Origin of the sequence: Streptomonospora litoralis, assembly GCF_004323735.1 — a bacterium.
GTDB classification, from domain to species: domain Bacteria; phylum Actinomycetota; class Actinomycetes; order Streptosporangiales; family Streptosporangiaceae; genus Streptomonospora; species Streptomonospora litoralis.
On sequence record NZ_CP036455.1, the window covers coordinates 4,955,127 to 4,981,472 of the forward strand.

Annotated in this window: 25 protein-coding genes; 7 read left to right on the forward strand and 18 right to left on the reverse strand. The window is 71.4% G+C overall.

What is annotated here, in order from left to right:
* Window positions 1-68: 68 nt before the first annotated feature.
* From EKD16_RS20925 to EKD16_RS20935, 3 genes are all read right to left on the reverse strand, one after another.
* Entirely contained in the window at window positions 69-428 is a 360-nt protein-coding gene (locus tag EKD16_RS20925) for an NADH-quinone oxidoreductase subunit A (protein ID WP_131100654.1), read from the reverse strand.
* 150 nt (window positions 429-578) lie between these two features.
* On the reverse strand, window positions 579-1,880 hold the full coding sequence (locus EKD16_RS20930) for a geranylgeranyl reductase family protein (RefSeq protein ID WP_131100656.1): 1,302 nt from the start codon (window positions 1,878-1,880) through the stop codon (window positions 579-581).
* Between the two features lie 398 nt (window positions 1,881-2,278).
* Window positions 2,279-2,989: a demethylmenaquinone methyltransferase gene (locus tag EKD16_RS20935; protein WP_131100658.1), complete on the reverse strand. Its 711-nt coding sequence runs from the start codon at window positions 2,987-2,989 to the stop codon at window positions 2,279-2,281.
* Window positions 2,990-3,208: 219 nt separating this feature from the next.
* Between EKD16_RS20935 and EKD16_RS20940 the strand changes: the two genes are divergently transcribed.
* Entirely contained in the window at window positions 3,209-4,537 is a 1,329-nt protein-coding gene (locus EKD16_RS20940) for a hypothetical protein (protein ID WP_131102833.1), read from the forward strand.
* Between the two features lie 79 nt (window positions 4,538-4,616).
* Here the strand turns inward: EKD16_RS20940 and EKD16_RS20945 are convergent, their stop codons facing one another.
* Entirely contained in the window at window positions 4,617-5,066 is a 450-nt protein-coding gene (locus EKD16_RS20945) for a DUF4229 domain-containing protein (protein WP_131100660.1), read from the reverse strand.
* Window positions 5,067-5,442: 376 nt separating this feature from the next.
* Between EKD16_RS20945 and EKD16_RS20950 the strand changes: the two genes are divergently transcribed.
* Complete coding sequence (locus tag EKD16_RS20950) at window positions 5,443-5,643, forward strand: BldC family transcriptional regulator (RefSeq protein WP_040275033.1); 201 nt, start codon at window positions 5,443-5,445, stop codon at window positions 5,641-5,643.
* 119 nt (window positions 5,644-5,762) lie between these two features.
* Window positions 5,763-6,113, forward strand: coding sequence for a PLD nuclease N-terminal domain-containing protein (locus tag EKD16_RS20955; protein WP_131100664.1), 351 nt, complete (start codon window positions 5,763-5,765; stop codon window positions 6,111-6,113).
* Between the two features lie 102 nt (window positions 6,114-6,215).
* Here EKD16_RS20955 and ccsB read toward each other — a convergent pair whose 3' ends face one another.
* The 9 genes from ccsB to EKD16_RS21000 all read right to left on the reverse strand — a co-directional run bounded on the left by ccsB (window position 6,216) and on the right by EKD16_RS21000 (window position 15,337).
* Complete coding sequence (gene ccsB, locus EKD16_RS20960; RefSeq protein WP_242677095.1) at window positions 6,216-7,328, reverse strand: c-type cytochrome biogenesis protein CcsB; 1,113 nt, start codon at window positions 7,326-7,328, stop codon at window positions 6,216-6,218.
* Window positions 7,329-7,331: 3 nt separating this feature from the next.
* A complete protein-coding gene (gene resB / locus EKD16_RS20965; protein WP_394347290.1) occupies window positions 7,332-8,957 on the reverse strand; it encodes a cytochrome c biogenesis protein ResB in 1,626 nt (541 codons plus the stop codon).
* A 2-nt stretch (window positions 8,958-8,959) separates the two neighbouring features.
* On the reverse strand, window positions 8,960-9,775 hold the full coding sequence (locus EKD16_RS20970; protein WP_131100666.1) for a cytochrome c biogenesis CcdA family protein: 816 nt from the start codon (window positions 9,773-9,775) through the stop codon (window positions 8,960-8,962).
* A complete protein-coding gene (locus EKD16_RS20975; protein ID WP_131100668.1) occupies window positions 9,772-10,443 on the reverse strand; it encodes a TlpA family protein disulfide reductase in 672 nt (223 codons plus the stop codon). The genes EKD16_RS20970 and EKD16_RS20975 overlap by 4 nt, the downstream gene beginning before the upstream one ends.
* A gap of 186 nt (window positions 10,444-10,629) precedes the next feature.
* Complete coding sequence (locus tag EKD16_RS20980; RefSeq protein WP_131100670.1) at window positions 10,630-10,830, reverse strand: helix-turn-helix domain-containing protein; 201 nt, start codon at window positions 10,828-10,830, stop codon at window positions 10,630-10,632.
* A gap of 243 nt (window positions 10,831-11,073) precedes the next feature.
* Window positions 11,074-11,871 (reverse strand): phosphatase, encoded by a 798-nt coding sequence (locus tag EKD16_RS20985; protein WP_131100672.1) that lies wholly within the window; start codon window positions 11,869-11,871, stop codon window positions 11,074-11,076.
* Window positions 11,872-12,138: 267 nt separating this feature from the next.
* Window positions 12,139-13,320: an acetoin utilization protein AcuC gene (locus EKD16_RS20990; protein WP_131100674.1), complete on the reverse strand. Its 1,182-nt coding sequence runs from the start codon at window positions 13,318-13,320 to the stop codon at window positions 12,139-12,141.
* Between the two features lie 144 nt (window positions 13,321-13,464).
* Window positions 13,465-14,259, reverse strand: coding sequence for a pyrroline-5-carboxylate reductase (proC, locus tag EKD16_RS20995; protein ID WP_131100676.1), 795 nt, complete (start codon window positions 14,257-14,259; stop codon window positions 13,465-13,467).
* A 142-nt stretch (window positions 14,260-14,401) separates the two neighbouring features.
* The gene (locus tag EKD16_RS21000; protein ID WP_131100678.1) at window positions 14,402-15,337 is read right to left on the reverse strand and encodes a proline dehydrogenase family protein; all 936 of its coding nucleotides are present in this window, start codon (window positions 15,335-15,337) and stop codon (window positions 14,402-14,404) included.
* Between the two features lie 314 nt (window positions 15,338-15,651).
* Here EKD16_RS21000 and EKD16_RS21005 point away from each other — a divergent pair, with 314 nt between their 5' ends.
* Window positions 15,652-16,485: a phosphoribosylaminoimidazolesuccinocarboxamide synthase gene (locus tag EKD16_RS21005; protein ID WP_131100680.1), complete on the forward strand. Its 834-nt coding sequence runs from the start codon at window positions 15,652-15,654 to the stop codon at window positions 16,483-16,485.
* A 63-nt stretch (window positions 16,486-16,548) separates the two neighbouring features.
* Here the strand turns inward: EKD16_RS21005 and EKD16_RS21010 are convergent, their stop codons facing one another.
* Window positions 16,549-17,469 carry a sugar phosphate isomerase/epimerase family protein gene (locus tag EKD16_RS21010; protein WP_131100682.1) on the reverse strand — a complete coding sequence of 307 codons (921 nt, stop codon included), beginning with the start codon at window positions 17,467-17,469 and terminating at the stop codon, window positions 16,549-16,551.
* 237 nt (window positions 17,470-17,706) lie between these two features.
* On the opposite strand from EKD16_RS21010, the gene EKD16_RS21015 reads away from it, so the two are divergent.
* On the forward strand, window positions 17,707-18,324 hold the full coding sequence (locus EKD16_RS21015) for a class I SAM-dependent methyltransferase (RefSeq protein ID WP_131102836.1): 618 nt from the start codon (window positions 17,707-17,709) through the stop codon (window positions 18,322-18,324).
* A gap of 42 nt (window positions 18,325-18,366) precedes the next feature.
* On the opposite strand, the gene EKD16_RS21020 is transcribed toward EKD16_RS21015, so the two are convergent.
* Window positions 18,367-19,314 carry an SGNH/GDSL hydrolase family protein gene (locus tag EKD16_RS21020; protein ID WP_131100684.1) on the reverse strand — a complete coding sequence of 316 codons (948 nt, stop codon included), beginning with the start codon at window positions 19,312-19,314 and terminating at the stop codon, window positions 18,367-18,369.
* Between the two features lie 269 nt (window positions 19,315-19,583).
* On the opposite strand from EKD16_RS21020, the gene radA reads away from it, so the two are divergent.
* Window positions 19,584-20,945 carry a DNA repair protein RadA gene (gene radA / locus EKD16_RS21025; protein ID WP_131100686.1) on the forward strand — a complete coding sequence of 454 codons (1,362 nt, stop codon included), beginning with the start codon at window positions 19,584-19,586 and terminating at the stop codon, window positions 20,943-20,945.
* A gap of 103 nt (window positions 20,946-21,048) precedes the next feature.
* On the opposite strand, the gene EKD16_RS21030 is transcribed toward radA, so the two are convergent.
* Window positions 21,049-21,792, reverse strand: coding sequence for a hypothetical protein (locus EKD16_RS21030; RefSeq protein ID WP_165498626.1), 744 nt, complete (start codon window positions 21,790-21,792; stop codon window positions 21,049-21,051).
* A 132-nt stretch (window positions 21,793-21,924) separates the two neighbouring features.
* On the opposite strand from EKD16_RS21030, the gene EKD16_RS21035 reads away from it, so the two are divergent.
* Window positions 21,925-22,800: an HhH-GPD family protein gene (locus tag EKD16_RS21035; protein WP_131100688.1), complete on the forward strand. Its 876-nt coding sequence runs from the start codon at window positions 21,925-21,927 to the stop codon at window positions 22,798-22,800.
* Between the two features lie 194 nt (window positions 22,801-22,994).
* Here the strand turns inward: EKD16_RS21035 and EKD16_RS21040 are convergent, their stop codons facing one another.
* Window positions 22,995-25,505: an ATP-dependent Clp protease ATP-binding subunit gene (locus EKD16_RS21040; protein ID WP_131100690.1), complete on the reverse strand. Its 2,511-nt coding sequence runs from the start codon at window positions 25,503-25,505 to the stop codon at window positions 22,995-22,997.
* A 452-nt stretch (window positions 25,506-25,957) separates the two neighbouring features.
* On the reverse strand, window positions 25,958-26,296 hold the full coding sequence (locus tag EKD16_RS21045; protein WP_131100692.1) for a histone-like nucleoid-structuring protein Lsr2: 339 nt from the start codon (window positions 26,294-26,296) through the stop codon (window positions 25,958-25,960).
* Between the last annotated feature and the right edge of the window lie 50 nt (window positions 26,297-26,346).

Sequence of the window (26,346 nt, forward strand, 5' to 3'; positions counted from 1 at the left end):
ACCCCCTTTCTGAGTGGTCGGTTTGCCCTTGCTCGGTGTCTCGGCGCCGTGCGGGCGCGCCGCGGCACTCACTCCCACTCCAGGCCGCCGCGCCGCCACTCGTAGGCGTAGGCGATGGACACGTTCACCAGGAACAGCACCATTGCGATCAGCCCGAAGACGCCCAGCTCGTCGAAGTGGACCGCCCACGGGTAGAGGAAGATGATCTCGATGTCGAAGACGATGAACAGCATCGCCGTCAGGTAGTACTTGATCGTGAAGCGGCCGCCTCCGGCGGGCTGGGGCGTGGGCTCGATGCCGCACTCGTAGTGCTGCAGCTTGGCCCGGTTGTAGCGCTTGGGCCCGGCGATGGAGCCGACGACCATCGAGACGCCGACGAACGCGGCGCCGATGGCGGCGAGAACCAAGACGGGTGCGTACAGCTCCATGGCTAGGCGTTCCCCTCAGTGCCGGTGCGGCGTGCGGGCGCCGCGGTCCCGGGATGCGGGCGGGCGGCTGCACGCACGCTTGTGAATACGTTCACGTAACGGTGCGAGCGGCGGTGCGGCTGTGCGGTGTGCATGGTGCGGTCCTTCGCCTCAGGCCGCGGGGGCCATCTTGGACAGGCCGTTGATCACGCGGTCCATGGCGTCCCCGCGGCTGGGCTCGGTCAGATTGGCGAGCATCTTCAGCGCGAACCGCATCAGGGTCCGCTGCGGCAGGCCGTACTTGGTCGCGTACTTCATCAGCTCCGGGTTGCCGATCATCTTCACGAAGTAGCGGCCGAGCGTGTAGTAACCGCCGTAGGTGTCGGCGAGGATGCGCGGATAGCTGAGCAGGGTGCGCTCTCGGGCCTGCTGGGTGGGGCGGGCCAGGGCCTGGGCGACGACGTCGGCGGCGATGACGCCCGCCTCCATCGCGTAGGCGATACCTTCGCCGTTGAACGGGTTGATCATGCCGCCCGCGTCGCCCACCAGCATCAGGCCGCGGCTGTAGTGGGGCACGCGGTTGAAGCCCATCGGCAGCGCGGCGCCGCGGATCTTGCCCTGCTGGTTGTCCTCGGTGAAACCCCACTCGGCGGGCATGCTGGAGGTCCAGCGGCGCAGCAGCGAGCGGTAGTCGACGTCCTGGAAGGAGGCCGTGGAGTTGAGGATGCCCAGCCCCACGTTGCTGGTGCCGTCGCCGACGCCGAACACCCAGCCGTAGCCGGGCAGCAGCACGTCGCGGCCCTCGTTCTTGTCCCACAGCTCCAGCCAGGACTCCAGGTAGTCGTCGTCGTGGCGGGGGCTGGTGAAGTAGGTGCGCACGGCTACGCCCATGGGGCGGTCGTCGCGCTTGCGGATGCCCATGGCCACCGACAGGCGCGAGGAGTTGCCGTCGGCGGCGATCACCAGGGGCGCGCGGTAGGTGACGGGCTCGCGGTCGGCGTCCTTGGCGGTGACGCCGACGATGCGGTTGCTGCGCTCGTCGATCACGGGCCCGGTGACGCTGGTCCGCTGCAGCAGCCGGGCGCCGGCGGCGACGGCGCGCTCGGCGAGGATCTGGTCGAAGTCCTCGCGGGTGCGCACGAGGCCGAAACCGGGGTACTCGGCGAGCTCGGGCCAGGGCAGTTCGATGCGCACGCCGCCGCCGATGATCCGCAGTCCGTGGTTGCGGACCCAGCCCTTGTCCTCCAGCGAGACGCCCATCGCGGTCAACTGCTTGACCGCGCGCGGCGTCAGGCCGTCGCCGCACACCTTCTCGCGCGGGAAGGAGGTCTTCTCCAGCAGAAGGACGTCGACTCCGGCCTGCGCGAGGTGGTAGGCGGCCGTGGATCCGGACGGCCCGGCTCCGACGACGATGACGTCGGCGTCGTCGGTTCGGCCCCGGGCGGACGAGGGGGCGGGTGCTGTCTCGCTCACGAGTTGGTCCTTGGCTTGCCTGGCGCGGTTGCGCCTCGGGGGTGCGCCGCAGGCGCTTGTGCGGCTGTTCAGTGGCTGGTCAGGAGTGTTATGTACGGCTCGTACGCTTGTGAAGTCCTTCACAAGGGCTCGCTCCGCAGTCTAGACCTTTAGCGCCACTGGGGCGACCCCCAGGGGGCATTCATCTTTATTCGACACTTTCGCCGACAAAACAGACACGAAAGAAAAGGAAGGCAAGCCTAAGCTTCATTCGCCATTCCGCCGCTGTGCCCGGCAGCTTCTCCCGATATCGTGAACTTATGGCCGCGGAATGCGCTTTCCCGCGGCCATAAGTTCACGATAGACGCCGGACGGACCGGCATACCGGGCATATGGGCGCCGGGTCGCCGTCGCACGCGTCAGCTCCTGCGGTATCCCCGGTGGAGCGCGACGACGCCGAATGTCAGGTTGCGCCAGGTGACCGATTCCCAGCCCGCGGTGCGCAGCCGGGCGGCGAGTGCTCGCTGGTCGGGCCAGTCCATGATCGACTCGGACAGGTACTCGTAGGGTTCGGTCCGCGGGGTCACCAGTCGCGCGATCTTGGGCAGGGCCCCCATCAGGTAGGTGCCGTAGACCCGGTCCAGCGCGCCGACGGGGAGGTGGCTGAACTCGCAGACGACCAGGCGCCCGCCCACCTTGGTCACCCGGTGCAGCTCGCGCAGCGCCCGATCGCAGTCGTTGGTGTTGCGCAGACCGAAGGAGATGGTGACGGCGTCGAACGTCTCGTCGGCGAAGGGCAGGGCGAGCGCGTCGCCGGCGGCGAAGGTGACTCCGCGGCGCGACGCGCCGCCGCGGCGGCGGGCACCCACCTGCAGCATGCCCTGGGAGAAGTCGCAGGCGACGACCCGCGCGCCCTTGCGGGTGAAGGACTCCGAGCTGGTGCCGGTTCCCGCGGCCAGGTCGAGCACCAGCTCGCCGCTGTAGGCGTCGACGGCCTGCACCGCGGCGCGCCGCCAATAGCGGTCCTGCCCGAGCGAGATGACGTCGTTGACCAGGTCGTAGCGGTCGGCGATGCCGTCGAACATGCTCGCGACATCGGAGGGCCGCTTGTCGAGCTCAGCGCGGGTCATGCCCCCACCTTAGGGCCGCCGCCGAGCGGGCGGACACGCGACGGGCTTTTCGGCCGCGCATCATGAGCGACACGCGGTTACCCTTAGTGATCACACCGTTTCCCTTCGTGCCAGCGCCGTCGTGCGCCCGCCGTCGGCAGCGCTTCGGCGGGTATCCGCGCCCCGTCGCGGCGCCCGACCCCGCGAAACCGGAACCGCACCTGGAGGCCGCCCGTGACCATCCGACGCCGCACCGCACCGCACCGCACCGACCGCCGTCCCCGCAGCGGGGCCAGAACCGCGCTCACGGCCGCCGTGGCGGCGCTCGCGCTGGCCGCACCCGCGGCCGTCGCATCCTCGCCCGCCTGGGCGGGCATGCGCCACAGCGGGGTCGTCGGCGAACGCCCCGTCGGCTGGACCCCCCACGTGCTCGACGGGCGGGTCAAGGCTGTGCTGCCCGTCGGCGACCTGGTGGTGGTCGCCGGGCGGTTCGACCGGGTGACCGGACCCGACCGGCGCGGGAGCGTGGAGCGGCACAACGTCTTCGCCTTCGAGCGCGGCACCGGTGAGATCAGCAGGTTCTTCACGCCCGACGTCGACGGCACCGTCACCAGCCTGGTGCCCGGTCCGTACCGCGGCACCGTCTTCTTGGGCGGGCACTTCCGCCGGGTCGAGGGCGAGGACCGGCGCGGCGTCGCGCTGGTCTCCACCTTCGACGGCGAGACCGTGGAGTCCTTCGACGCGCGGGTAGCGGGCGGCTCGGTCTACCGGATCGACGCGCACGGCCGCGACCTGTACCTCGGCGGCACGTTCCGCTCCGTCGGCGGCGCCGACCGGCGGGGGCTGGCCCGTGTCGACGCCGCTACCGGACGGGTCGACCCGGGCTTCGACATCGGTATCTCCGACGCCCGCCGCGGCAGTCTGCGGGTGCATGAGCTCGCGGCGGGACCCGACGGCGACCGCCTGGTGATCGCGGGCACCTTCACGCGGGTCGACGGCCGGCCCCGCTACCAGATCGCGATGGTCGACACCGCGGCGCGCCCGGCAGCGCTGGCGGAGTTCTCCACCGACTCCTACGCGGCGCCCTGCGACTACAGCCGCATGCACACCTACATGCGCCAGATCGACTTCGCGCCCGACGGCTCCTACTTCACGGTCGTCACAGCGGGCGGGCCCAAGCTCAAGCCGGGCCTGTGCAAGACGGTCGCCCGGTGGGAGACCCGTGCGGGGGCCGATGCCGAGCCCACGTGGGTCAACTACACCGGGGGCGACTCGCTGTACTCCGTCGAGGCCACCGGGGCCGCGGTCTACGTCGGCGGCCACCAGCGGTGGATGGACAACCCCGAAGGCGACCACGCGGCCGGACCGGGTGCGGTGAAGCGCAGCGGCATCGCCGCCGTCGACCCCCGCACCGGGCGTGCCCTGGCATGGAATCCGGGGCGCAGGCCGCGGGGCCACGGCGTCGAGGCGCTGACGGCCACGCCCGAGGGCCTCTACATCGGCAGCGACACCACCGGCCTGGGGGGCACCTACCGGGGCCGGCTGGGCATGTTCCCGCTGAACGGCTGAGCGGCGAGCGGCTGGGCCCGGGGCGCGGGCCGAGCGTCCGGCGGCCCCTCCGGCGGGCGCTACCGGTGCGGCGGCGGACTCAGCCCCTCGGCCGGGCGGTCCCGGGCCGGGAGTCGGCGCCCTCGCCGGTGCGGTCCCGACCATCGGGCGAGGCCGGGGATCCCTGCCCGGCGCCCTCGTCCGGCTGCGCGTCGGCGGATGGGCCGTCCGCGTGCGCGCCGCCGGACTCCGCCGGATGTGCGGGGGACGGGTCCCCGCCCCGGCCGGCGGCGGCCTGCTGCGCCTGGTCCTCCTTGGCCGCGCCCGCCTCCAGGCGCGCCCCGATACCGCGGAGGCGGCTGATACGGTCGGCGATCCCGCTCGACACGGCGTCCCGCTGCCGCGACAGCAGCACGTAGCTCACCAGCCCGCTGACCAGCACCGCGATCGCAGCGGCGAGCAGTCCGCGGGCGCCGAGCAGGTAGAGGACACCGAAGGCAACGGCGAACAGCAGCAGTCGCGCCGCGGTATAAGCGAGGACGCTACGCATGAAAACCGCCTCACAACGGATCATTCGGCAATAGATTGAGTCTGGGCGAGGCAGCCGAGGGCGCCGAGCACCCGCGCGGGCCGTGTGCGCGTGCCCGCGGCCCGGCTCATTGCCAGGGTACGGGGCGGGGACCGGTGCCCCGCCGCACCCCCGGTGCGGTAGCCGCGCGGCCCCGGAAACGGTGCCGGGCGGATGATGGGACCTGTGGAATACGGCTATCCGAATTGAACATTACGTTCCGATCACATATCGCGGACTCGCCCCCAGTTCCTCTCTGTTTTTACGAAAACTAGGGAGGAAACGGACTAACTCATGCACACTAGGGGATCAAACGCCCGCCTCCCCCCAAGTCGACTGGCGGGCCCGAAGGGGGATTGTGAAGGTGGAAAGAGGAAGCGAGCGCTTGCTGACCCCCGGAGAGGTGGCCTCCCTCTTCCGAGTCGACCCGAAGACCGTGACACGGTGGGCCGCATCCGGACGGATCAGCAGCATCCGCACCCCCGGCGGCCACCGCCGGTTCCGCGAGTCCGAAGTCCGCGCTCTGCTGCACGGAGAGCCGACCGAGTCCACACCCTGACCGCTGTCCGCCCACTCGCCCATCACGTCGGAGCCCCCTCGGTGGCCCCCGCTCCCGTCAGCCACCGGGCTCCTTCGTTCGACTGCGCGCATCCGGATCATCCCGGATAGGCTGGAGACATGGTGTGGCTCGCTGGCCTAATCACGCTGCTCACGATCGTGGTCTGGGTGTACGCGTTCTTCGACGCGCTCACCAGCCCCGCCGCGGAAGTGCGCAATCTGCCCAAGGTCCTCTGGCTGGTCGTCATCGTCCTGTTCACCCCGGTCGGCCCGCTGCTGTGGCTGTTCCTCGGCCGGCCCCGTGACGGCGACGTCCCCGAAGCGACGGCCTCCGACGCCCGGTCCGTCTCGGCGGAGGACTTGGACCCGTCCGACTTCCAGCAGGCGGCCGACCGCGATCGGCCCCTCGGCCCCGACGACGACCCGGAGTTCCTGCGCCGGCTGAACCGGCGCATCAACCCCGAGGAGTGACACGCGCCGCGCGACGCCCTGACCGGGCGCCGCGCGCTCGTGGGTACGCCGGTGCGTCCGTCCGCGTCCGTGCGCCTCCGCACCGGCGCGGCGGCGGACCGCTCAGGCGTAGCTGTGCAGGCCGCTGAAGATGTAGTTGACCGCGAAGAAGTTGAAGAGCAGGCAGGCGAATCCCGCCAGCCCGATCCACGTGGCCTTGGAGCCCCGCCAGCCCGCCGTCGCGCGGGCGTGCAGGTAGGCGGCATAGACCACCCACGTGATAAAGGACCACACCTCCTTGGGGTCCCACCCCCAGAACCGGCCCCAGGCCTCGTCCGCCCAGACGGCTCCCGCGATGATCGCGAACGTCCACAGCGGGAACGCCAGCACGATGAAGCGGTGCGAGACGCGGTCCAGTAGCTCGGACGCGGGCAGCTTGGCCGCCACTCCCGCGACCCGCTCCCCCGCGGCGCGCTTGAGCTCGGCGCGGTTGGCGAGCAGGTAGGCGACCGCCGCGGCGCCGGCGACCATGAACCCGCCGGTGGCGATGATCGCCGCCGAGACGTGGATCGCGATCCAGTAGGAGTGCAGCGCGGGGATGACCGGACCGGCCTCGCTGTAGAGCCACCGGGCGGCGATGCCCAGCAGCAGCACCACCGGAACGAGCACGAACGTGCCCAGGAAACGCGCCTGGTAGCGCAGCGCGGCGAACAGGAATGCCGCGACGCTGCACAGGGCTATCGCTACGACGAACTCGAACATGTTCCCCCAGGGCCAGCGGTCCGCCGCCAAGCCCCGGGTGGTGATCTGCGCGGCGTTGAGCACGAAGCCCAGTGCGGTGACGAACACGGCGATCCGGCCCACCACATGCTGTGCGGCGCTGGGCTCGGGCTCCTCGCGGCGCACGCGCACCGCCAAGCCGTCGTCCGAATCACCGCCGGGCCCCTGGTCCGCGCCCTCGGCGTCCAAGTCCAGATCGGCCGTCGTGCCGGAGGCGGACGCGGCGGAGCCGCCGGCGGACGCCACGGTCGCGGCCGCGGCCGGGGCCTTCGCGGCGCCGGCCGCGCCGGGCATGAGGCGGTTGGCCCGCAGCCGCTGCCTGCGGCCGTAGGCGGCCTCGATCGCGAAGAGGAACAGCGCGATCGCGTACACCACGATCATCGCGATGATCAGGCCGTCACTGATCGAGGACATCCGGCCGTCCGAAACCGCCGTCGCGGCGAGCGTATGCACCACCGGCTACTCCTTCGTGCCTGTATCGGTAGCGGGGCCGTCCCGCATTCGGTCTCTCAGCGAGGTGGCGAAGCGGTGGAACTCCGCGGTGAGCGCGGCGTTCTCGCTCTTGCCCAGGCCGGCCACCTCGACAACGGTACGCCCGTCGCCGCGGGGGCGGGCCCGCACCCAGACCCGCCTCGGGCGCACGAACAGCGTCGCCAGCAGGCCCAGCACCGCCGTCGACGCCGCGGCCAGCGCCGGGAGGCGGGAGGGGTCGCTGTTGACCTGCATGCTGATGTAGTCGCTGTAGCCGGTGAAGGTGACCGTGCCCGCACCGTCGGGCAGCTCCCAGGACTCGCCCGGCCGCAGCTCGGGCGACTCCCCCAGCTTGCTCATGTCGTCGGTGTAGAGCTGGAACACCGACTGCGAGGCGCCCTCGCCCAGCCCCAGGTCGCCCCGGTAGCCGGTGAGCGTGACCACCGGGTCGCGGGGCGCGGGGAACTCGGAGACCAGATCGCCCTGCGGCCCCTCGGCCGCCGACGGCAGGAAGACCCCGGTGAAGCCGAGCTGCCGCTCGCCGGCGTCGGGCACCTTGATCACGCCGTCGGAGGTGAAGGTGCGCTCCTGGCGGGCGATGAAGGGCACGGGCTGGTCGAAGACGACCTCGCCGTCTGCGTTGGTCACCCGGAATTCCGGCGCGTAGCCGTGGCCGAGGAGGTAGACCTGCGCACCGCCGACGGACAGCGGGTGGTTCACCTCCAGCTCGTGGTGCCGTTCGGGCGCCTCGGGGCTCGCGCGGTAGGCCAGATCGGCCGAGAAGGAGGCCGCCTGCCCGCTGAGCCTGCCGTCCTCGATGAACCGCGCCTCGAACTCCTCCAGGGTGAAGGAGAACGGATGGAGGTCGTCCTGGCCCACAGCCGTGCCGGGGAAGAAGGCGTCGTAGGAGGTCACCGTGTTGGCGAAGCCGTCTCCCTCGACCACGAGCATGTTGCCGCGGTAGCCCAGGAAGGAGCCCGCCGCCAGCGCCACGAGCAGCGCGAGCAGCGCAAGGTGGAACAGCACGTTGCCGGTCTCGCGCAGGTAGCCCGTCTCGGCGGAGAGCGCCGCGGCGCCGCCGTCTTCGCTCTCGGTATCGACCCGGTGGCGCCGCAGCAGCGCGCGTGCGCCGTCGAGCACCCGCTCGGGCGCCGCGGCCGTGGTGAAGCTCGCCGAGTAGGGCATCCGGCCCAGGTTGCGCGGGGTGCGCGGCGGACGGGCCCGCATCGCCCGGTAGTGCGCCCGCGCCCGCGGCAGTACGCAGCCGGTCAGAGACACGAACAGCAGCAGGTAGATGGCCGCGTACCACGGCGAGGAGTAGACGTCGAAGAGGTAGAAGCGGTCCAGCCAGGGCGCGAGATCGGGGTGCTCGACGAAGTAGTTCTGCACCTGCTCGACGCTGACCCCGCGCTGGGGCAGCATCGACCCGGGGATGGCGCCCACCGCCAGCAGGAACAGCAGGATCAGCGCCGTGCGCATCGAGGTCAGGATGCGCCAGGCCCAGCGTGCCCAGCCCAGCGCGGTCAGACCTGCGGGCGCGGGCGGCGGCGGGTCGGCGGGGCGGCCCTGCTCGGCGGTCGCCGCCTCGGAGACGGAGGTGTGTTCGGAAGCCACTGCTAGATCACCGTGGAGTAGTCGGCCACCCACCGCTGCATGAAAGCGGTGATATCGGTCCAGACACCGGTCGCCAGGAGCAGCCCCACCGCGACGAGCATCGCGCCGCCGGCGACCGTGATGGCGCGGTAGTGGCGTTTGAGGCGGTCGAAGGCGCCCAGCGCGCGCCGGTAGAGCAGCGCCGCGGCGATGAACGGCAGCCCCAGCCCCAGGCAGTAGACCAGCGACAGCAGCGCGCCCCGGCCGGCGCTGCCCTCGGTGAAGGCGAGGGTCTGCACCGCCGCCAGCGTCGGTCCGATGCAGGGCGTCCAGCCCAGGCCGAAGACCACGCCCAGCAGCGGCGCACCCGCCAGGCCGGCGCCGGGCACGCGGTGGATGCGGACCTCGCGGTTGAGGCCGGGGATCGCGCCCATGAACATCAGGCCCAGCACCACGGTCACGGCGCCCAGGACGCGGGTGACGGGCTCGGCGTAGTCGAGCAGCAGGCCGCCGATCCCGCCGACGAAGACGCCCGCGGCCACGAACACCGCGCTGAAGCCGGCGATGAACAGCAGGCTGCCGGCGAGCATGGTTCCGCGGCGGCGCTGCAGCACCTCGTCGGCCGTCTCGATCCGAGCGCCGGAGCCGCCCGGTGCACCCGCCGCGACGCGGGCGCGGCGCCGGGCCGCGAGATCGGCGCCGCTCAGCCCGGTGACGTAGGAGAGGTAGCCGGGCACCAGCGGCAGCACGCACGGGGACAGGAACGACACCAGCCCGGCGGCCAGCGCCAGCGGGACCGCCAGCAGCAGCGAGCCGTGCAGCACCGTCTCGGCGATCATGTCCGGTCCGCGGCTCGGGTGGCGCCGGCGGGTCCCTCGGCGGGGCCGCCGCCCGCGGCCGAGCCGCCCTTCTCCGCGACGACGTCCTCGACCAGGCCGCTCAGCTCGTTGTAGCTCGTCTCGCCGATCACCCGCGCGGCGATGCGGCCCTGGCGGTCGATGACCAGCGTGCTGGGGATGGCCGCGGGCGGCACCGTGTCGCGGAATGCCTGCGGTACTCTGCCGGGCTGGTCGTAGAGGCTGGGGTACTCGACGTCCTGGTTCTCCTCGAACGCCTTGGCGGCGGTGGCGTTGTCCTTGATGTTCACGCCGAGGAAGGCGACACCGGCGTCCTTGTTCTCTGCGTAGACCTCGTTGAGGACGGGGACTTCGGAGCGGCAGGGGCCGCACCAGCTCGCCCAGAAGTTCAGGACCAGGACCTCGCCGCGGTAGTCGGCCAGGCTGACGGCATCGCCGCCGAGGGTCTCGCCGCTTACCTCGGGAGCGGCGACGCGCTCACCGGGGTCGAAGGCGGTGCTGGAGCCGTCGCCGGCGACGTAGCGGTCCTCCTGGGAACCGCCGCCCGTATTGGACGCCTGCGTGGCCGCTCCCCCGCCGCATCCGGCGGTGAGGGCCATCAGCAGCGCGGCGGCTGCGGGGAGTACCCGGGTACGGGTCTTCCAGGGCATGGGCGGGACCTCAAGAGGAGCGGTGGAAAAGTGGCAGGTGCATCGACGACAAAGTGTAGTAGACACTCCTGCACCACCACCGGCACCCCGACCCCAGTTGAACCGGGGCCGGCCGCCGCTGCTCTGCGCATGCCCACCCGCGGGGCGATGGGCGCGTACACCGCCCCGGACGGGTGGCGCCGGTGGCTATCCCGCTTCGACGAAGGCGTCGCGGAGGTAGTCCTGCACGGCGCGTTCGGGTACGCGGTAGGAGCGCCCCACGCGGATCGCGGGGAGCGCACCCGAATGGACCATTCGGTAGACGGTCATCTTGGAAACTCGCATGACCGTGGCGACCTCGGCCACGGTCAGGAACCTGACCTCGTCGAGAGGCTTACTCCCGTTCATCTTCCGACGCCCTCACTTCCGGACGTGAGCGTGGATGTCCCTGCCTCTGCCATCCGACGCGGCGACCCCAACACCATCACCACGCCGGCGTGTCGTTCGGTAACTGCTGGCACGTCCGATTTCAGGGTAGATCCGGGTTCACTGCATTGAAAGGTCGGTTTTGCTGTCTCTGCAGCTACATGAGAGTCGGGGGTCGCGTGAGGTTTAGGGAGTGGGTACCGCGATCGCCGTCGCTGCGGCGGATCAGGACAACCCGGCTCTCTCCAGCACGTATGCGGTGAGCGGGCGGTACTCACGCGGCGGGTAGCCGTCGTCCAGCGGCACAGTGGACAGCAGCTTGCCCTCATATTCGGCAAGGAACAACGCGGGATCGTTGCAGTCCGCAAACCCGATCGTCGGCACACCGGCCTCACCCGCCGCACCGGCGAACCCGTGGTCGGCGATGACCAACTGCGGCCACTGCCGCTCCTCTTCGGTGAGGGTCTGCAGTGCGGCGCGCATGGCGAAGGGGTGGTGGCTGTGGCGCGGGCTGCCGCCGTCCATCACGAACCCCACTCCGTCCTTCCACACCAGCACGCGGCGGTTGGGCGGGTGCTCGGTGGCGACCTCGTAGGAGAAACCGGCCGCGGCCGTGACGACCTCGCAGCCGCGCTCCTCCAGTGCCGCCTTCCACGAGCGGTAGGTGTCGGTGAGGTTCTTGGGGTGCCCGGTCGCGAACATCACGCGCTCACGCCGGCTCGCGGCCCCGGCGAGGCGGTCGGCGACGGCGTCGAGCGCGTCGACGGTGCGATCGGGGTCGATGGTGTCGATGCCCCACTGGTGGGACTCGTCTGCGACGACGCCGCAGCGCTTGGCCATCAGGGCGAGCACCTCGTCGAACTGCCACTCGTGCTGGAAGGTCAGTCCGAACTGGTAGTAGGGGTCCTTGTGGCACAGCCGCCGGTAGTGGCGCAGGTTGTTCTGCCGCGGAGTGTCGACGTGCCCGGCGATCCCGGTGCGCACGAGATAGGCGACGAGCTCTGCGCGCGAAGGCGGCGTCACCAGCGATCCCCTTCCCTTCGACCCGACTCGGCGGCCGGGTGGCCCGGTGTTTGCGACGTCGTCCCTCCCCGCGGGGCGGACGGAGGCCGTCACGGTCTATAAGGAGGCGTCATACCCCTTTCATGCCGTTTCAACTCGGGCGCGCACGGACGTCCCGGTGGTGCGCAGCGACACCGGGGAGTGGTTCCGGCTCGACCGGATCACCTCCGCATCGGCGCCCTCAACCCCCGCCGGGCGGGAGCGAAAGGCCGGTCGCGGCTCGGCACGCTACAGGCTCGGATCCATCCCGTGGCTGGGGAACACCGCCCGACGCGTGGCCTGGATAGCCTGGTCGACCGGGTCCTCCGGGTCGAAACCGGCCTCGAACGGAGTGACTTCGAATTCGCGCCCGTCGGTCATGTACAGCGGCGGGACTTCGCCGGTGCGCTCACGAACGAACTCGCGCCAGTTCTGCGGCGTCTCGGCCGCGGGGTCGAGCTGTGTGCCCGACGCTTCGGCCAGCAGGTGGCTCCAGGCGCGCGGGACGACCTGCACAAGCTCGTAGCCGCCTCCGCCCAGCACCACCCAGCGCCCGCCCGCGGTCTCCTTGGCCAGGCGGTGCAGTGCGGAGTAGGTCCTGCGTTGGCCGTCGACACTGAGCATCAGGTTCGCCAGCGGGTCCAGGGCGTGGGTGTCGACGCCCTGCTGGGTGACCAGGACCTCGGGCTGGAATTCGCGCAGCACCGGCGGGACGACGGCCTCGAACGCACGCAGCCAGCGGGAGTCGTTGGTGCCCGCGGGCAGCGCGATGTTGACCGCGTAGCCTTCGGCACCCGGCCCGCCGGTCTCGGTGGGCCGGCCGGTACCCGGGAACAGCGTCATCGGCGACTCGTGCAGGCTGACCGTCAGCACCCGGGGGTCGTCGTAGAACATCGTCTGCACGCCGTCGCCGTGGTGTACGTCGACGTCGACGTAGGCGACGCGCTTGGCGCCCTGCTCCAGCAGCCAGGCGACCGCCAGCGCCGCGTCGTTGTAGACGCAGAAGCCCCACGCGTTGCCCGGCATGGCGTGGTGCAGCCCGCCGGCGATGTTGGCGGCATGCTCGGACTCGCCGTTCCACACCGCCGATGCGGCCCGCACCGAAGCACCCGCGACCAGCGCGGACGCCTCGTGCATGTCGGGGAAGACCGGGTTGTCGGAAGTACCGAGGCAGTAGGGGTCGTCGGGCTCCAGGGCCTTGCCCGCGCGCTTGACGGCCTCGATGTAGTCGGAGTCGTGCACCAGGCCGAGCAGCTCGTCCGCGGCCGGCTCCACCCCGTTGCTCAGCGCCACGTTGGGGCGGTCGAAGACGCCGAACTCGCGGCACAGCGCCATGGTCAGCTCCACCCGGACCGGATGGAGCGGATGCTGCGGACCGAAGTTGTAGGAGGTCAGCCCGTCGTCCCAGGCCACGTGCAGCGAACAGGCCATGTGCCCCTCCCGCCGAGCGGATCGTGTCGACACGGGTGTGTGCGCCATCACCCGCTTCGTTACAGCCTAGTCAATCGCCAACGCGACGGTTGGCACCGGGGCGACGACCGGGCGTGCCCACTGCAGCCGGACGGCGGGCGCGCCTCACCCCTCCGACAACTGGCGGCTGCGCTCGCGCGCAGCCTCGATGGCGTCGGTGAACGCGGTGCGCACCCCGTGCCGCTCCAGCTCGCGGACCGCGGCGGCGGTGGTGCCGCCGGGCGAGGTGACCGCCTCGCGCAGCACGACCGGATGCGCCGCGGCGTCGCCGAGCATGGCCGCCGCGCCGCTGATGGTCTGGGTGACCAGCTTCTTCGCCGCGTCGCGGGTCATGCCCATGGCCACACCGGCCTCGATCATCGTCTCGGCGATGAAGTAGAAGTACGCCGGACCGCTGCCGGAGATGGCCGTGACGGTGTCCATGTGCCGCTCGGGCACCCGCACGACGTCGCCGACCGCGCGCAGCAGCGACTCGGCGTGGTCGAGCTGGGCCTCGCCGGTGTGGGCGCCGCCGGAGACGGCGGTCATGCCGCGGCTCACCAGCGCCGGGGTGTTGGGCATCGCCCGCACCACCGCGACCTCGCCCGAGAGGTGCTTCTCCAGCAGCGAGGTGGTGATGCCGGCCGCGATCGAGATGACCAGCGTGTCGGAGCCGAGGTCGCCGGAGAGCTCGTCGAGCAGCTCGACCATGTCCTGCGGTTTGATCGCCAGCACCAGGGTGGCGGCGCGCCGGGCGGACTCGGCGAGCGGGACCGCGGCCACTTGGTAGCGCTCGCGCAGCTCGGCGGCGCGCTCGCTGTCGGGCTCGGTGACCAGCACCTGGTTCGGCTCGTATCCGGTGGCGAGCAGGCCGGCGAGCAGGGCCTCGCCCATCTTGCCGCCGCCGATGATCGCGATCATGACTTCACCTCATAGCGTCCACGTGTCGCTGACAACGCTACCGAGGCCGGTGTCCTCACCGCATCCGCGGTCGGCGCGACTGTGGACGTCCTCCGTCGGAGGGGGAATCGTCGGAGGGGGAGATCGCCGGAGGGGGCGGTCGTCAGCCGCGGCGGAGCACCGCCCGGGCGGCGAAGGCAGCGTTGGCCGGGCGCTCGGCCATGCGGCGCACCAGGTAGCCGTACCAGTCGCCGCCGTAGGGGAGGTAGACCCGCACCCGGGCACCCAGGTCGGCGAGCCTGCGCTGCTCGTCGGGGCGGGCGCCGTAGAGCATCTGGTACTCGAAGTCGTCGTAGGTGCGTCCGAAGCGGCGGGCCAGGGTGGTGGCGATGTCGATCATCCGCGGATCGTGCGTGGCGACCATCGGATAGGCCTCGCTGTCCATCAGCCGACGCAGCGACCGCACGTAGGCCGCGTCGACGTCGCGGCGGGCGGTGTAGGCGGTGGCGGGGTCGGGGGCGTAGGCGCCCTTGCACAACCGCACCCGCGAACCCGGGGCGGCGGCCATGGCGGCGGCGTCGCCCTCGGTGCGGCGCAGATAGCTCTGCAGCACGCAGCCCAGCCGGGGGTGCTCCGAACGCAGCGAGGCGACCAGGCGCAGTGTGGCGGGGACGTGGCGCTCGCCCTCCATGTCGACGGTGACGGTCGTGCCGGCCTCGGCCGCAGCGGCGCAGATGCGCGAGATGTTGTCCGCGGCCAACTGCTCGCCCTCATCGCCGAGGGCCAGCCCGACGGCGGTCGGCTTCACCGACACCTCCGCCGAGGACGTCAGCCCCGCCTCGCCGAGCAGGCGCAGCAGGTGCAGGTAGCCCTTGGTGACCTCGGCCGCCTGAGCGGGGTGCCCGGTTTCCTCGCCGAGGTGGTCGACGGAGGTCAGCAGGCCCCGCCCGGCGAGTTCGCCGGCCACGCGCACCGCGTCCTCGGCGTGCTCGCCGGCGACGAACCGGTCGACGACCCCGCGGGTGAGCCGCGTACCCGCGACGATGGTGCGCAGGCGGTCGCTGCCCGAGGCCGCCAGAAGTGTCTGCCGCAGAACCATCCCGGACTCCTCCCTGGCCGATTTCCGCGTCGGACTTCCCCTGCCCGCGCGGGCGCCGCGGACGCACGGCGCCGGGTGCCGCCTTCGAGGCTACGCCGTGGCAGGCGACGGCGCCCGGCAGGACGGCCGGGCCGTCCTGCCGGCGGGGTCGAGATCCGGCGGACGCGGCCTCGCCCGCCGCGGCGCCGCCGGCGACCGCTCCGGCCTCGCCGGCAGTGATCGAGTAGGGTTTTCGTCGTTCCGCCGAGCCTGACCCGGGCGGCGCGCCGCAGCGGCGGGCGCACACCCATCCACAGCAAGGACACGCACACCCCATGGAACTCGTCCACTCCGGCAAGGTCCGCGAGGTCTACGCCGACGGCGACGACCTGATCCTCGTCGCCTCCGACCGCGTCAGCGTCTACGACGTGGTGCTGCCCACGCCCATCCCCGACAAGGGGCGGATCCTGACGCAGCTGTCGCTGTGGTGGTTCGAGCGCCTCGCCGACATCGTGCCCAACCACGTCGTCTCCGCCGCGGACGTGCCCGCGGAGTGGGCGGGCCGGGCGATCCGCTGCCGGCGCCTGGAGATGCTGCCGGTGGAGTGCATCGCCCGCGGCTACCTCACCGGCCTGGGGCTGCAGGAGTACCGGAAGAACGGCACCGTCTCCGGGGTGGCGCTGCCGGACGGCCTGACCGAGGCGTCGCAGCTCCCGGAGCCGGTCTTCACGCCCACCACCAAGGCCGCGGAGGGCCACGACGAGTTCATCACCTACGACGAAGTGGCCTCCGGGATCGGCGCCGACACCGCCGACCGGTTGCGCGAGCTCACCCTGCGGATCTACTCCCGCGGCGCCGAGACGGCCGCCGAGCGCGGGATCGTCATCGCCGACACCAAGCTTGAGTTCGGCCGCGCCCCGGACGGCACCATCGTCCTCGCCGACGAGGTCCTCACCCCGGACTCCTCGCGGTTCTGGCCCGCCGACCAGTGGCGCCCCGGGCAGCCGCAGAACTCCCTGGACAAGCAGTTCGTGCGGGACTGGAGCAGCACCCTCGCCGACTGGGACCGCACCCCGCCCGGGCCGCGGATCCCCGACGACATCGTCGAGGCCACCCGCGCGCGCTACGTCGAATGCTACGAGCGGATCACCGGCGAATCCTGGCGCTAGCGCGGTAGAACCGCAGCTTCCAAGCCTGCGGACGGCACTCCGGAACCGCCCCGCCGCGCCGGCTCAGGCGCGGCGGTCGACGGTGCCCTCGGCGGAGACCGCGAAGGTGCGCGGCGGTAGCTTGCGCAGCAGGGTGGCGCGCTCGCGGCCTTCCCGGCCGCCGTCGTCGGCGGGATCGGTGCGCACGCCGGCGAAGTGCAGACGGGTGAAGGCCAGCGCCTCGGCGAGCTCCAGGTGGCGGGTCTCGGAGTCGGCGGCCTTGCGGGTGTTGACCTCCAGCACGATCTGGCTGCTGTAGCCCGTGGTCGCCAAGTGCTCCAGTACGTCCGCGCAGGGCTGGGTACCGCGGCCGGGAATCAGGTGCTCGTCGAAGTTCTGCGTGCCGGTGCCGTCGGCGAGGTGCACGTGCGACAACCGGTCGCCGAGCTGCTTGGCCATCTCCAGGCCGTCGGAGTGGGACATGGCCGAATGGGACAGGTCGAGGGTGACGTCGGGGTAGTCGCGCTCGATCGGGTTCCAGCTCGGGGCGTAGGGCACGACCTCGCGGTCGCGCATCCGCACCGGGTACATGTTCTCGACCGCGAAGACGACGTCGGTCTCCTCCTGCATCCGCTGGATGCCGGTCTCGAACTCCCGGGCGTATTCGCGCTGCCAGCGGAACGCCGGGTGCACCACGATGGTCCGCGCGCCCAGCGCCTCGGCCATGTCCTTGGACTTGACCAGTTTGCCCCAGGGGTCGCGGCCCCACACCCACTGGGTGAAGATCAGGCAGGGGGAGTGCACCGCCAGAATCGGCACACCGTGGTAGTCCGACAGCCGGCGCAGCATGTCGACGTCCTGGCTGACCGGGTCGGTGGAGACCAGCACCTCGATGCCGTCGTAGCCGAGCTTGGCCGCGATCTCGAAGGCCGCCGGTGTCTTCTCCGGGTAGACCGACGCCGTCGACAGCACCACCGGCGCGTCTGGAACCTGGACAGAACTCACTTCACCAAGACTATGCGGTCTGGCGGCCGCGTGGATCGAGGGCCCGGGGACCGGCGCGCGTTCGGCGGGTCGCCGCCGCGTTCCGGCGAGCCGCCGCGCGTCGCGCCCCCGGGACCCCGTACCGGTTCCACTCCGCGGCTCCCTATGCTTTCCCGGGTGAGGACAGCGCTGGCCGGGGCGGTTCCCAGCCCCAACATCTGGCACAATCCGGGCGTCTACGAGCTGGAGAACGAGGCCGTGGACCCCGACGGGGTGCTCGATGCGGCGATGCGCGCCGTGCGTGGTTTCGCCGGTGCGCATGTGCTCGACATCGGCTGCGGAAGCGGCTTCCACCTGCCCCGGTTCGCACGCGAGGCCGCCCGGGTGACCGGCGTGGAGCCGCACCGGCAGCTCGCCGCGGCCGCGCGGGCGCGCACGGCGGGTACAGCCGGCGTCGAAGTCCGCACCGGGGTGGCCCAGCGGCTACCGGTGCCCGACGCCTCCGTCGGCGTCGCCCACGCCCGGTGGGCGTACTTCCTCGGCCCCGGCTGCGAGCCGGGACTGGCCGAACTGCGCCGCGTCATGCGCCGGGGCGGGGCGGCCTTCGTCATCGACAACGACGCCACCCGCAGCACCTTCGGCGGGTGGTTCCGCCGGTTCCTGCCCGGCTACGACCCAGAGGCCGTCGAGCGGTTCTGGTTCCGGCAGGGGTTCGAGCGGACGCCGCTGACGATGCGCTGGCTCTTCCGGCGGCGGGCCGACTTCGAGGCGGTGGTGCGGATCGAGCTGTCGCCCGAGGTGGCCGAACAGGTCGTGGCCGAGCACCCCGGCCTGGAGGTCGACTACGCGGTCAACCTGTGGTCGCGCGAGTACTGAGCCGCCGCGGGGCCGACGCGGCCCCGCGGGTCGGCCGATGGGTCAGACCCGCGGACTGTCTCGCTGCACCCCCTCGACGCCCAGCGCCTCCGCCACGCGGTCGCCGATCGCTGCCATGCCCTCGGCGTTGGGGTGGATCGGTGCCGCCGGGCGGTTGGGGAAGATGCCCTCGACCCAGCGCTCGCCGGGCGGCGCGCACATGTCGTGGCCCGGCTCGGAGGTGTCGACGAACACGGCGCCTGCGTCTGCGGCCTCCTTCTCGATCACCGCGTTGAGCTCCCGGTAGAGACCGTTGAGGTAGGTGATGTCGCCCTCGGCGTAGGGCGCCTGCAGGCAACCGTCGTCCTCGGGCAGGAGCGCGAGGTAGCCGACCACGGCGACGGTGGCATCGGGACTGCGCTCGCGGATGCCGTCGAGCACCGCGCCGATGTCCTCACCCACGCCGGGAAGGCGCGAACGCAGCTCGTCGCGGCCCTGGTCGATGTAGTGGTCCCGGCAGGGGTCGCCGTCGAGGTCGGTGGGCGCCAGCGCCAGGCACTTGAGCGCGATCTCGGCGTAGCCCAGGTCGTTGCCGCCGATGCCGAGGGTGACCAGGGTGGTGTCGGGGGTGAGGGAGTCGAGCTGCGGCGGGTTGGAGGTCAGTGCGAGGTTCTGCGCCGAGGTCATGTCCTCGGTCTCGGCTCCGATGCAGCTGGCGTCGGTGAACTCGGCGGCGTCCAGCGTGCGGGCCACCAGATTGGGGTAGTTGCTGCGCGAACGCAGGCACAGGGCGGGATCTCCGTACTGCGGGGGGATGAAGGGGCCGGCGGTGAAGGAGTCGCCGAGGGCGACGTACTCCCGGCCGAGCCCCGCAGCCGCGGGTCGGGCGGTGTTGGTGTCGGTTTCGGTGTCGGCGTTCGCGGCGCCGGCCCCGCTCAGGCCGAGCGCGCCGGCGAGCGCGAGAACGAGTGCGGGAGCGCCGCCGCGGCGGGCGGTGCGGGCAGCGGACACGTATCACTCCTGGTCGTGGCGGGTGCGGGGCGGGGCTCGGGAGTGCGGCGCGGGATGCGGACGAGCGGCGGCGGTCGGCCGCGGGATCGCGGAGGGTGCCGAACCCGAATGTCACCGCGCCCTTGCATCGGGTCAACGCCGCCGACCGCAATCGGCCAATCACCGCTGGCGTCTTGACGATAACCGAACGTAGCGCTCCTCGCGGCGGGTTTCCACAGGCCGCGCCCGGACGGGTCCGCATTGTCGTCGGCAGCCGCTACGGTGCAGCCATGGCCAAGGCTGCGAAGACCACCTTCCGCTGCAGTGAATGCGGCTGGACCACCCTCAAGTGGGTCGGGCGCTGCGGTGAATGCCAGGCGTGGGGCACCGTCGAGGAGGCCGGCGCGCCCACCTCCACCGTCATCGCCCCGGCCCGGGTCACCGCTCCCGCGCGGCCCATCACCGAAATCAGCGTCGAGTCCGCCCACGCCTCCCCCACCGGCCTCGACGAGCTCGACCGCGTCCTGGGCGGCGGCGTCGTGCCCGGTGGCGTCATGCTGCTCGCCGGCGAACCCGGCGTCGGCAAGTCCACGCTGCTGCTGGAGGTCGCGGCGCTGTGCGCCGACTCCGGGCCGGTCCTCTACGTCACCGGCGAGGAGTCCACCGGCCAGGTGCGGCTGCGCGCCGAGCGGCTGGGGGCGCTGTCGCCCAAGCTGTTCCTGGCGGCCGAGACCTCGGTGGCCGCTGTGGTCAGCCACGTCGACGCGATGTCTCCCTCGCTGCTGATCGTCGATTCGGTGCAGACCATGAGCTCCCCCGACGTCGCGGGCGTGCCCGGCGGGGTCTCCCAGGTCCGCGAGGTCGCCGGTGCGCTGATTCGGCTGGGCAAGGAGCGCGGCATCGCCACGGTGCTGGTCGGCCACGTCACCAAGGACGGCTCCATCGCCGGGCCCCGGCTGCTGGAACACCTGGTCGACGTCGTCCTCCAGTTCGAGGGCGACCGCCACTCCCAGCTGCGTATGCTACGCGCGATAAAGAACCGCTACGGCCCCACCGACGAGATCGGCTGCTTCGAACTCACCGACTCCGGCATCCTCGGGCTGCCGGACCCCAGCGGCCTGTTCCTCACCCGCCGCAACGAGCCCGTTCCGGGCACCTGCGTCACCGTCACCCTCGAAGGCCGCCGCCCGCTGATCGCCGAGGTCCAGGCGCTGGTGGCCTCCTCCAACCTGCCCCAGCCGCGCCGCGCCAACTCCGGCCTCGACAGCGCCCGCGTGAACGTGGTGATGGCGGTGCTGGAGCGCCGCGCGCGGGTGCGCATCGCCAACTCCGACGTCTACGCCTCCACCGTCGGCGGGGTGCGGCTGGGCGAGCCCTCGGTCGACCTCGCGCTGGCACTGGCGGTGGCGGGCTCGGTGCGCGACGAGGCGCTGCCGCGGGGCCTGGTCGCCCTCGGCGAGGTCGGGCTGGCCGGCGACGTGCGGGCCGTCACCGGGGTGCAGCGGCGCCTGGTCGAGGCCCAGCGGCTCGGGTTCACCCGCGCCATCGTGCCCCGGCACAGCGAGGAACCGATCGAGGGAATCGAAATCGTCGGCGTCGACGACCTCGGACAGGCGCTGCGGACGGCGTTTCCGGCGCCGCAGCCAGGGTGATTCCCGCACCGGCTGCGCGTGCCCGCCCCCGCGGGGGCCGCTCGAACGAACACGGCGCCGACCGGGCCGGCCCGGTCGGCGCCGTGCGGGACGCGGGCGGATGTCAGTTCAGCCGGAACACCTGCGGTTCGGCTCCCTGGTCGTAGTCGCTGTGCAGGCGCGCCACGTAGGTACCGGGCCGCTTGGCCTTGACCCTCCGGTCGCGGCAGTCCTCCCAGGAACGCATGCGGTCCCAGGTCACCTTCTTGGTGAAGGGGACCCCGCGCTCCAGTTTCTGCTTGTCGACCGCCCGGCCCTCGACGCAGTCCGCGGTGGAGAAGATCCGGTCGTCTCCGGAGGTGATGCGGATCTCCAGCCGCTTAGGGCCCACGTCCACGGTGCAGGTCTGGTCCTCCGTGTTGACCAGGGTCACTTCGAACTTAGGCTTGTCGTTCCAGTCGTAGTCGCTCTTGTTCGCCTTGAGGGTCACCACCACGTCGGAGGGTCGGCAGGGGTCGTCGGGGCTCTTCGGCGCTGCGATTCCGTCCGAACCGCCCGCACCTCCGCCGGAGCCGTCTTCGGAACCGCCGCCCGACTCGTCGCCGGAGTCGCCCGTGTCGCCGGAGCCCCCTCCTTGGGAGCCGCCCCCCTGACCGGAGCCGCCCGCGGCGTCCTGGCCGGCACTGGCGGAGGGGTTGGGGGAGGCGCTCGGGGAGGCGGGGGGTGAGACACTGGGCGTCGACGACGCCTCGGGCGTCGGGCTCGGAGTGGTGGTGCCGGTGGCCTGGCCGCCGCCGTCGTCGGAGGACGACGACCGCGTGCACGCGTAGGTGATCAGCGCCACGACGACGAAGAGACCCACCAGCACGAAGACACGCCTTCTCCAATATGTCTCGGGACTCACCGGCCCCGGTTGTCCAGCACTTGACGCCATAGGCGCAGTATTCCGGGTTTCCGGGCGCCACACCTACTCAACCCGCCGATCCGCACATCGATTGACATGTTCGACAACCCTTACAGCACAGCCGTTCTGGCGTGGTATGAGACCAACGCCCGCGACCTGCCCTGGCGGCGGGACGACGCCACCCCCTGGTCGATCCTGGTCAGCGAGATCATGCTGCAGCAGACCCCCGTCGTGCGGGTGCTGCCCGCCTGGGAGGCGTGGCTGGAGCGCTGGCCGACCCCGGCCCACCTCGCCGAGGAGCCCTCGGGCGAGGCGGTGCGGATGTGGAACCGCCTGGGCTATCCGCGCCGCGCCCTCAATCTGCACGCCGCCGCTTGCGCCATCGTCGAGCGGCACGGCGGCGAGGTCCCCGCCGCCCACGCCGACCTGCTCGCGCTGCCCGGGGTCGGTTCCTACACCGCTGCCGCGGTCGCCAGCTTCGCTTTCGGCCGGCGCCACGCGGTGCTCGACACGAACGTGCGGCGGGTGCTCGCACGCGCGCACACCGGCGTGCAGTACCCGCCCAAGGCCCAGACGAAGGCCGAGACGGCGCTGGCGGAGTCGCTGGTGCCGCCGGACGCCGCCGTGGCCGCCCGCTGGGCGGTGGCGGTGATGGAACTGGGAGCGCTGGTGTGCACGGCCCGCTCCCCGGCCTGCGCCGACTGCCCGATCGCCGCGCAGTGCGCCTGGCGGCTGGCCGGCAAGCCCGCATACGAGGGACCGCCGCGGCGCGGCCAGACCTACGCCGGAACCGACCGCCAAGTCCGCGGCCGCCTGCTGGCCGTGCTGCGCGAGTCGCCGGCGCCGGTGCCCAAGTCGGCGCTGGACGTGGTCTGGCAGGAGCCCGTGCAGCGCGAGCGGGCGCTGGATGCACTGGTGGCCGACGGCCTGGTGGACCCGTTGGAGGACGGCACCTACGCACTGCCGAGCTGACGGCGCAGGACACGGACGGTTGGGCGCCCGACGGCGCGCCGAGCCTGGCTCCAGGGACAGTCTCGACGCCGAAAGTGTCCCTGGAGTAAGACTCGGCGGGGCTCGGGCGCCCGGGTTGACGAAATACTAGGGGGAGCGGCCCCGCAGGACCGCTCCCCCTCTGCCGATCGCGCGGCGGCGCCGCGCTCAGGCGGTTACTCGCCCGTGCCCGCCGCGGTCTCCTGCACCGCGGGAGCGTCCGGGACGGCATCGGGCTTGGGCACACCCTGGAAGGTGAACTTCCCGTCGGTCCCCTCGCCCTCTGCGTCGATCACCACGATCTGGCCGGGCTTGACGTGCCCGAAGAGGATCTTCTCCGACAGGGCGTCCTCGATCTCGCGCTGGATCGTCCGACGCAGCGGCCGGGCGCCCAGCACGGGGTCGTACCCGCGCGAGGCCAGCATCTTCTTGGCCGCCGACCGCAGCTCCAGACCCATGTCGCGGTCCTTGAGCCGCTCGTCGAGGGCGCTGACCATCAGGTCGACGATGCTGAGGATCTCCTCCTCGGTGAGCTGGTGGAAGACGATGACGTCGTCGACGCGGTTGAGGAACTCGGGCCGGAAGTTCTGCTTGAGCTCTTCCTGGACCTTGGCCTTCATCCGGTCGTAGTTCGTCTGGGCGTCGTCCTCCTTGGCGAAGCCCATGGCCGCACCCTTGGAGATGTCGCGTGTCCCCAGGTTCGTCGTCATGATGATGACGGTGTTCTTGAAGTCGACGTTGCGGCCCTGGGCGTCGGTGAGGCGCCCCTCCTCCAGAACTTGCAGGAGCGAGTTGAAGATGTCGTTGTGGGCCTTCTCGATCTCGTCGAAGAGGATGACCGAGAACGGCTTGCGACGCACCTTCTCGGTGAGCTGGCCGCCCTCCTCGTAGCCGACGTAGCCGGGAGGCGAGCCGAACAGCCGCGAGACGGTGTGCTTCTCCATGAACTCGCTCATGTCGAGCTGGATCAGCGCTTCCTCGTCGCCGAAGAGGAACTCCGCGAGCGTCTTCGACAGCTCGGTCTTACCCACACCGGAGGGACCGGCGAAGATGAACGAACCACCGGGACGCTTGGGGTCCTTCAGCCCGGCGCGGGTGCGCCGGATGGCCTGCGAGAGCGCCCTGATGGCGTCCTCCTGGCCGATGACCCGCTTGTGCAGCTCCTCCTCCATGCGCAGCAGCCTGGAGGACTCCTCCTCGGTAAGCCGGAAGACCGGGATGCCGGTGGCGGTGGCCAGGACCTCGGCGATGAGCTCCTCGCCCACCTCGGCGACCGTGTCCATGTCGCCGGCCTTCCACTCCTTCTCCCGCTGGGCCTTCTGGTTCAGCAGGCCCTTCTCGTCATCGCGCAGCGACGCCGCCTTCTCGAAGTCCTGGGCGTCGATCGCCGACTCCTTGTCGCGGCGGACGTCGGCGATCTTCTCGTCGAACTCACGCAGGTCCGGCGGCGCGGTCATGCGGCGGATGCGCATCCGCGAGCCGGCCTCGTCGATGAGGTCGATCGCCTTGTCCGGCAGGAAGCGGTCGCTGATGTAGCGGTCGGCCAGCTGGGCCGACGCCACCAGGGCACTGTCGGTGATCGAGACCCGGTGGTGGGCCTCGTAGCGGTCCCGCAGGCCCTTCAGGATGTCGATGGTGTGGGAGATGCTGGGCTCGTCGACCTGGATCGGCTGGAAGCGCCGCTCCAGCGCCGCGTCCTTCTCCAGGTGCTTGCGGTACTCGTCGAGCGTGGTGGCACCGATGGTCTGCAGCTCGCCGCGGGCGAGCATGGGCTTGAGGATGGAGGCGGCGTCTATCGCGCCTTCAGCGGCTCCCGCGCCGACCAGGGTGTGCAGCTCGTCGATGAACAGGATGATGTCGCCGCGGGTGCGGATCTCCTTGAGGACCTTCTTCAGGCGTTCCTCGAAGTCACCGCGGTAGCGGCTGCCGGCCACCAGCGCGCCGAGGTCGAGCGTGTAGAGCTGCTTGTCCTTGAGCGTCTCGGGGATCTCCCCCTTGACGATCTTCAGGGCCAGCCCCTCGACGACGGCGGTCTTGCCGACACCGGGCTCACCGATGAGCACCGGGTTGTTCTTGGTGCGCCGCGACAGCACCTGCATCACGCGATCGATCTCCTGGTCCCGCCCTATGACCGGATCCAGGTTGCTCTCGCGCGCCGCCTGGGTGAGGTTGCGCCCGAACTGGTCCAGCACCAGGGAGGTGGAGGGGGTGGACTCCGAAGAGGCACCCGTGGCCTGGGGCTCCTTGCCCTGGTAGCCGTGCAGGAGCTGGATGACCTGCTGGCGCACCCGGTTGAGGTCGGCGCCGAGCTTGACCAGCACCTGGGCGGCCACGCCCTCACCCTCGCGGATGAGGCCGAGCAGGATGTGCTCCGTACCGATGTAGTTGTGCCCGAGCTGCAGGGCTTCCCTGAGGGAGAGCTCCAGGACCTTCTTCGCGCGGGGGGTAAAGGGGATGTGGCCGGAGGGGGCCTGCTGGCCCTGGCCGATGATCTCCTCTACCTGCTGCCGAACCGCTTCGAGGCTGATTCCCAGGCTCTCCAGAGCCTTCGCAGCGACGCCCTCACCCTCGTGGATGAGGCCGAGCAGGATGTGCTCTGTACCAATGTAGTTGTGGTTGAGCATCCTGGCCTCTTCCTGGGCCAGGACCACCACGCGCCGTGCGCGGTCGGTAAACCTCTCGAACATGTCTCGTCGCTCCTCACAGAGCGGTCAGGCAGGGACGGAAGTTCCGACCCTCGCTTTCCGCATTTCGGCCCCTCGGGGGAAGCCCCGTGGAGGCGCTGCCGCACCCGTCCGCCGAGCGGCCGACGTTCCGGCGCGCTCGACGAACACATCCGGCACGGAAGGAAGGGTCCTACCTCCCGTGCCAGAGACTTTCCCCGACGATAGGGCGTTCATCCTCATCCAACTACCTATCGGGGGCTCAGTGTTCCGACTACGCCGCAAGCGAACGGCCCGTGCACCTCGGTATATCGAGGACACACGGGCCGTGAACGCGCATTCGCGCGCGGATTTGCTCTCAGCGAACACGGGGGCTCCGCCGACCGGCCCGGCAGGTAATGGCCTTGCGCGGGTCTCCCGGGTCCGCAAGAGGTCCGCGCAACCGCCACTCGCAGGCCGACGCCGATCGGCGGGTCTCAGCGCTGGGCCGCCTCGTACTCGGCGACGATGGCGGCCGGGATGCGACCGCGCTCGTTGACCTGCTTTCCGGCGGCCTTGGCCCACGCCCGGATCTCGGCGCTGCGCTCGCGACTGGGGGCGTTGCGCTGCTGGCGCTTGCCTCCGCGCCCGCCGCTCTTGGACGGGGCCTTGCGGGCGGCCTCGACATAGGGGGCGAGAGCCTCGCGCAGCTTGGTGGCGTTGCCGCCGCTGAGGTCGATTTCGTAGGCGGAACCGTCAACCCCGAACGAAACGGTCTCCTCGGCCTCGCCCCCGTCCAGATCGTCGACGAGAAGCACCTGAACCTTTTGTGCCATTGATAGAACCTTTCCAGCAGAGCGGTGCGATGGCACCTGAATATAAAGCT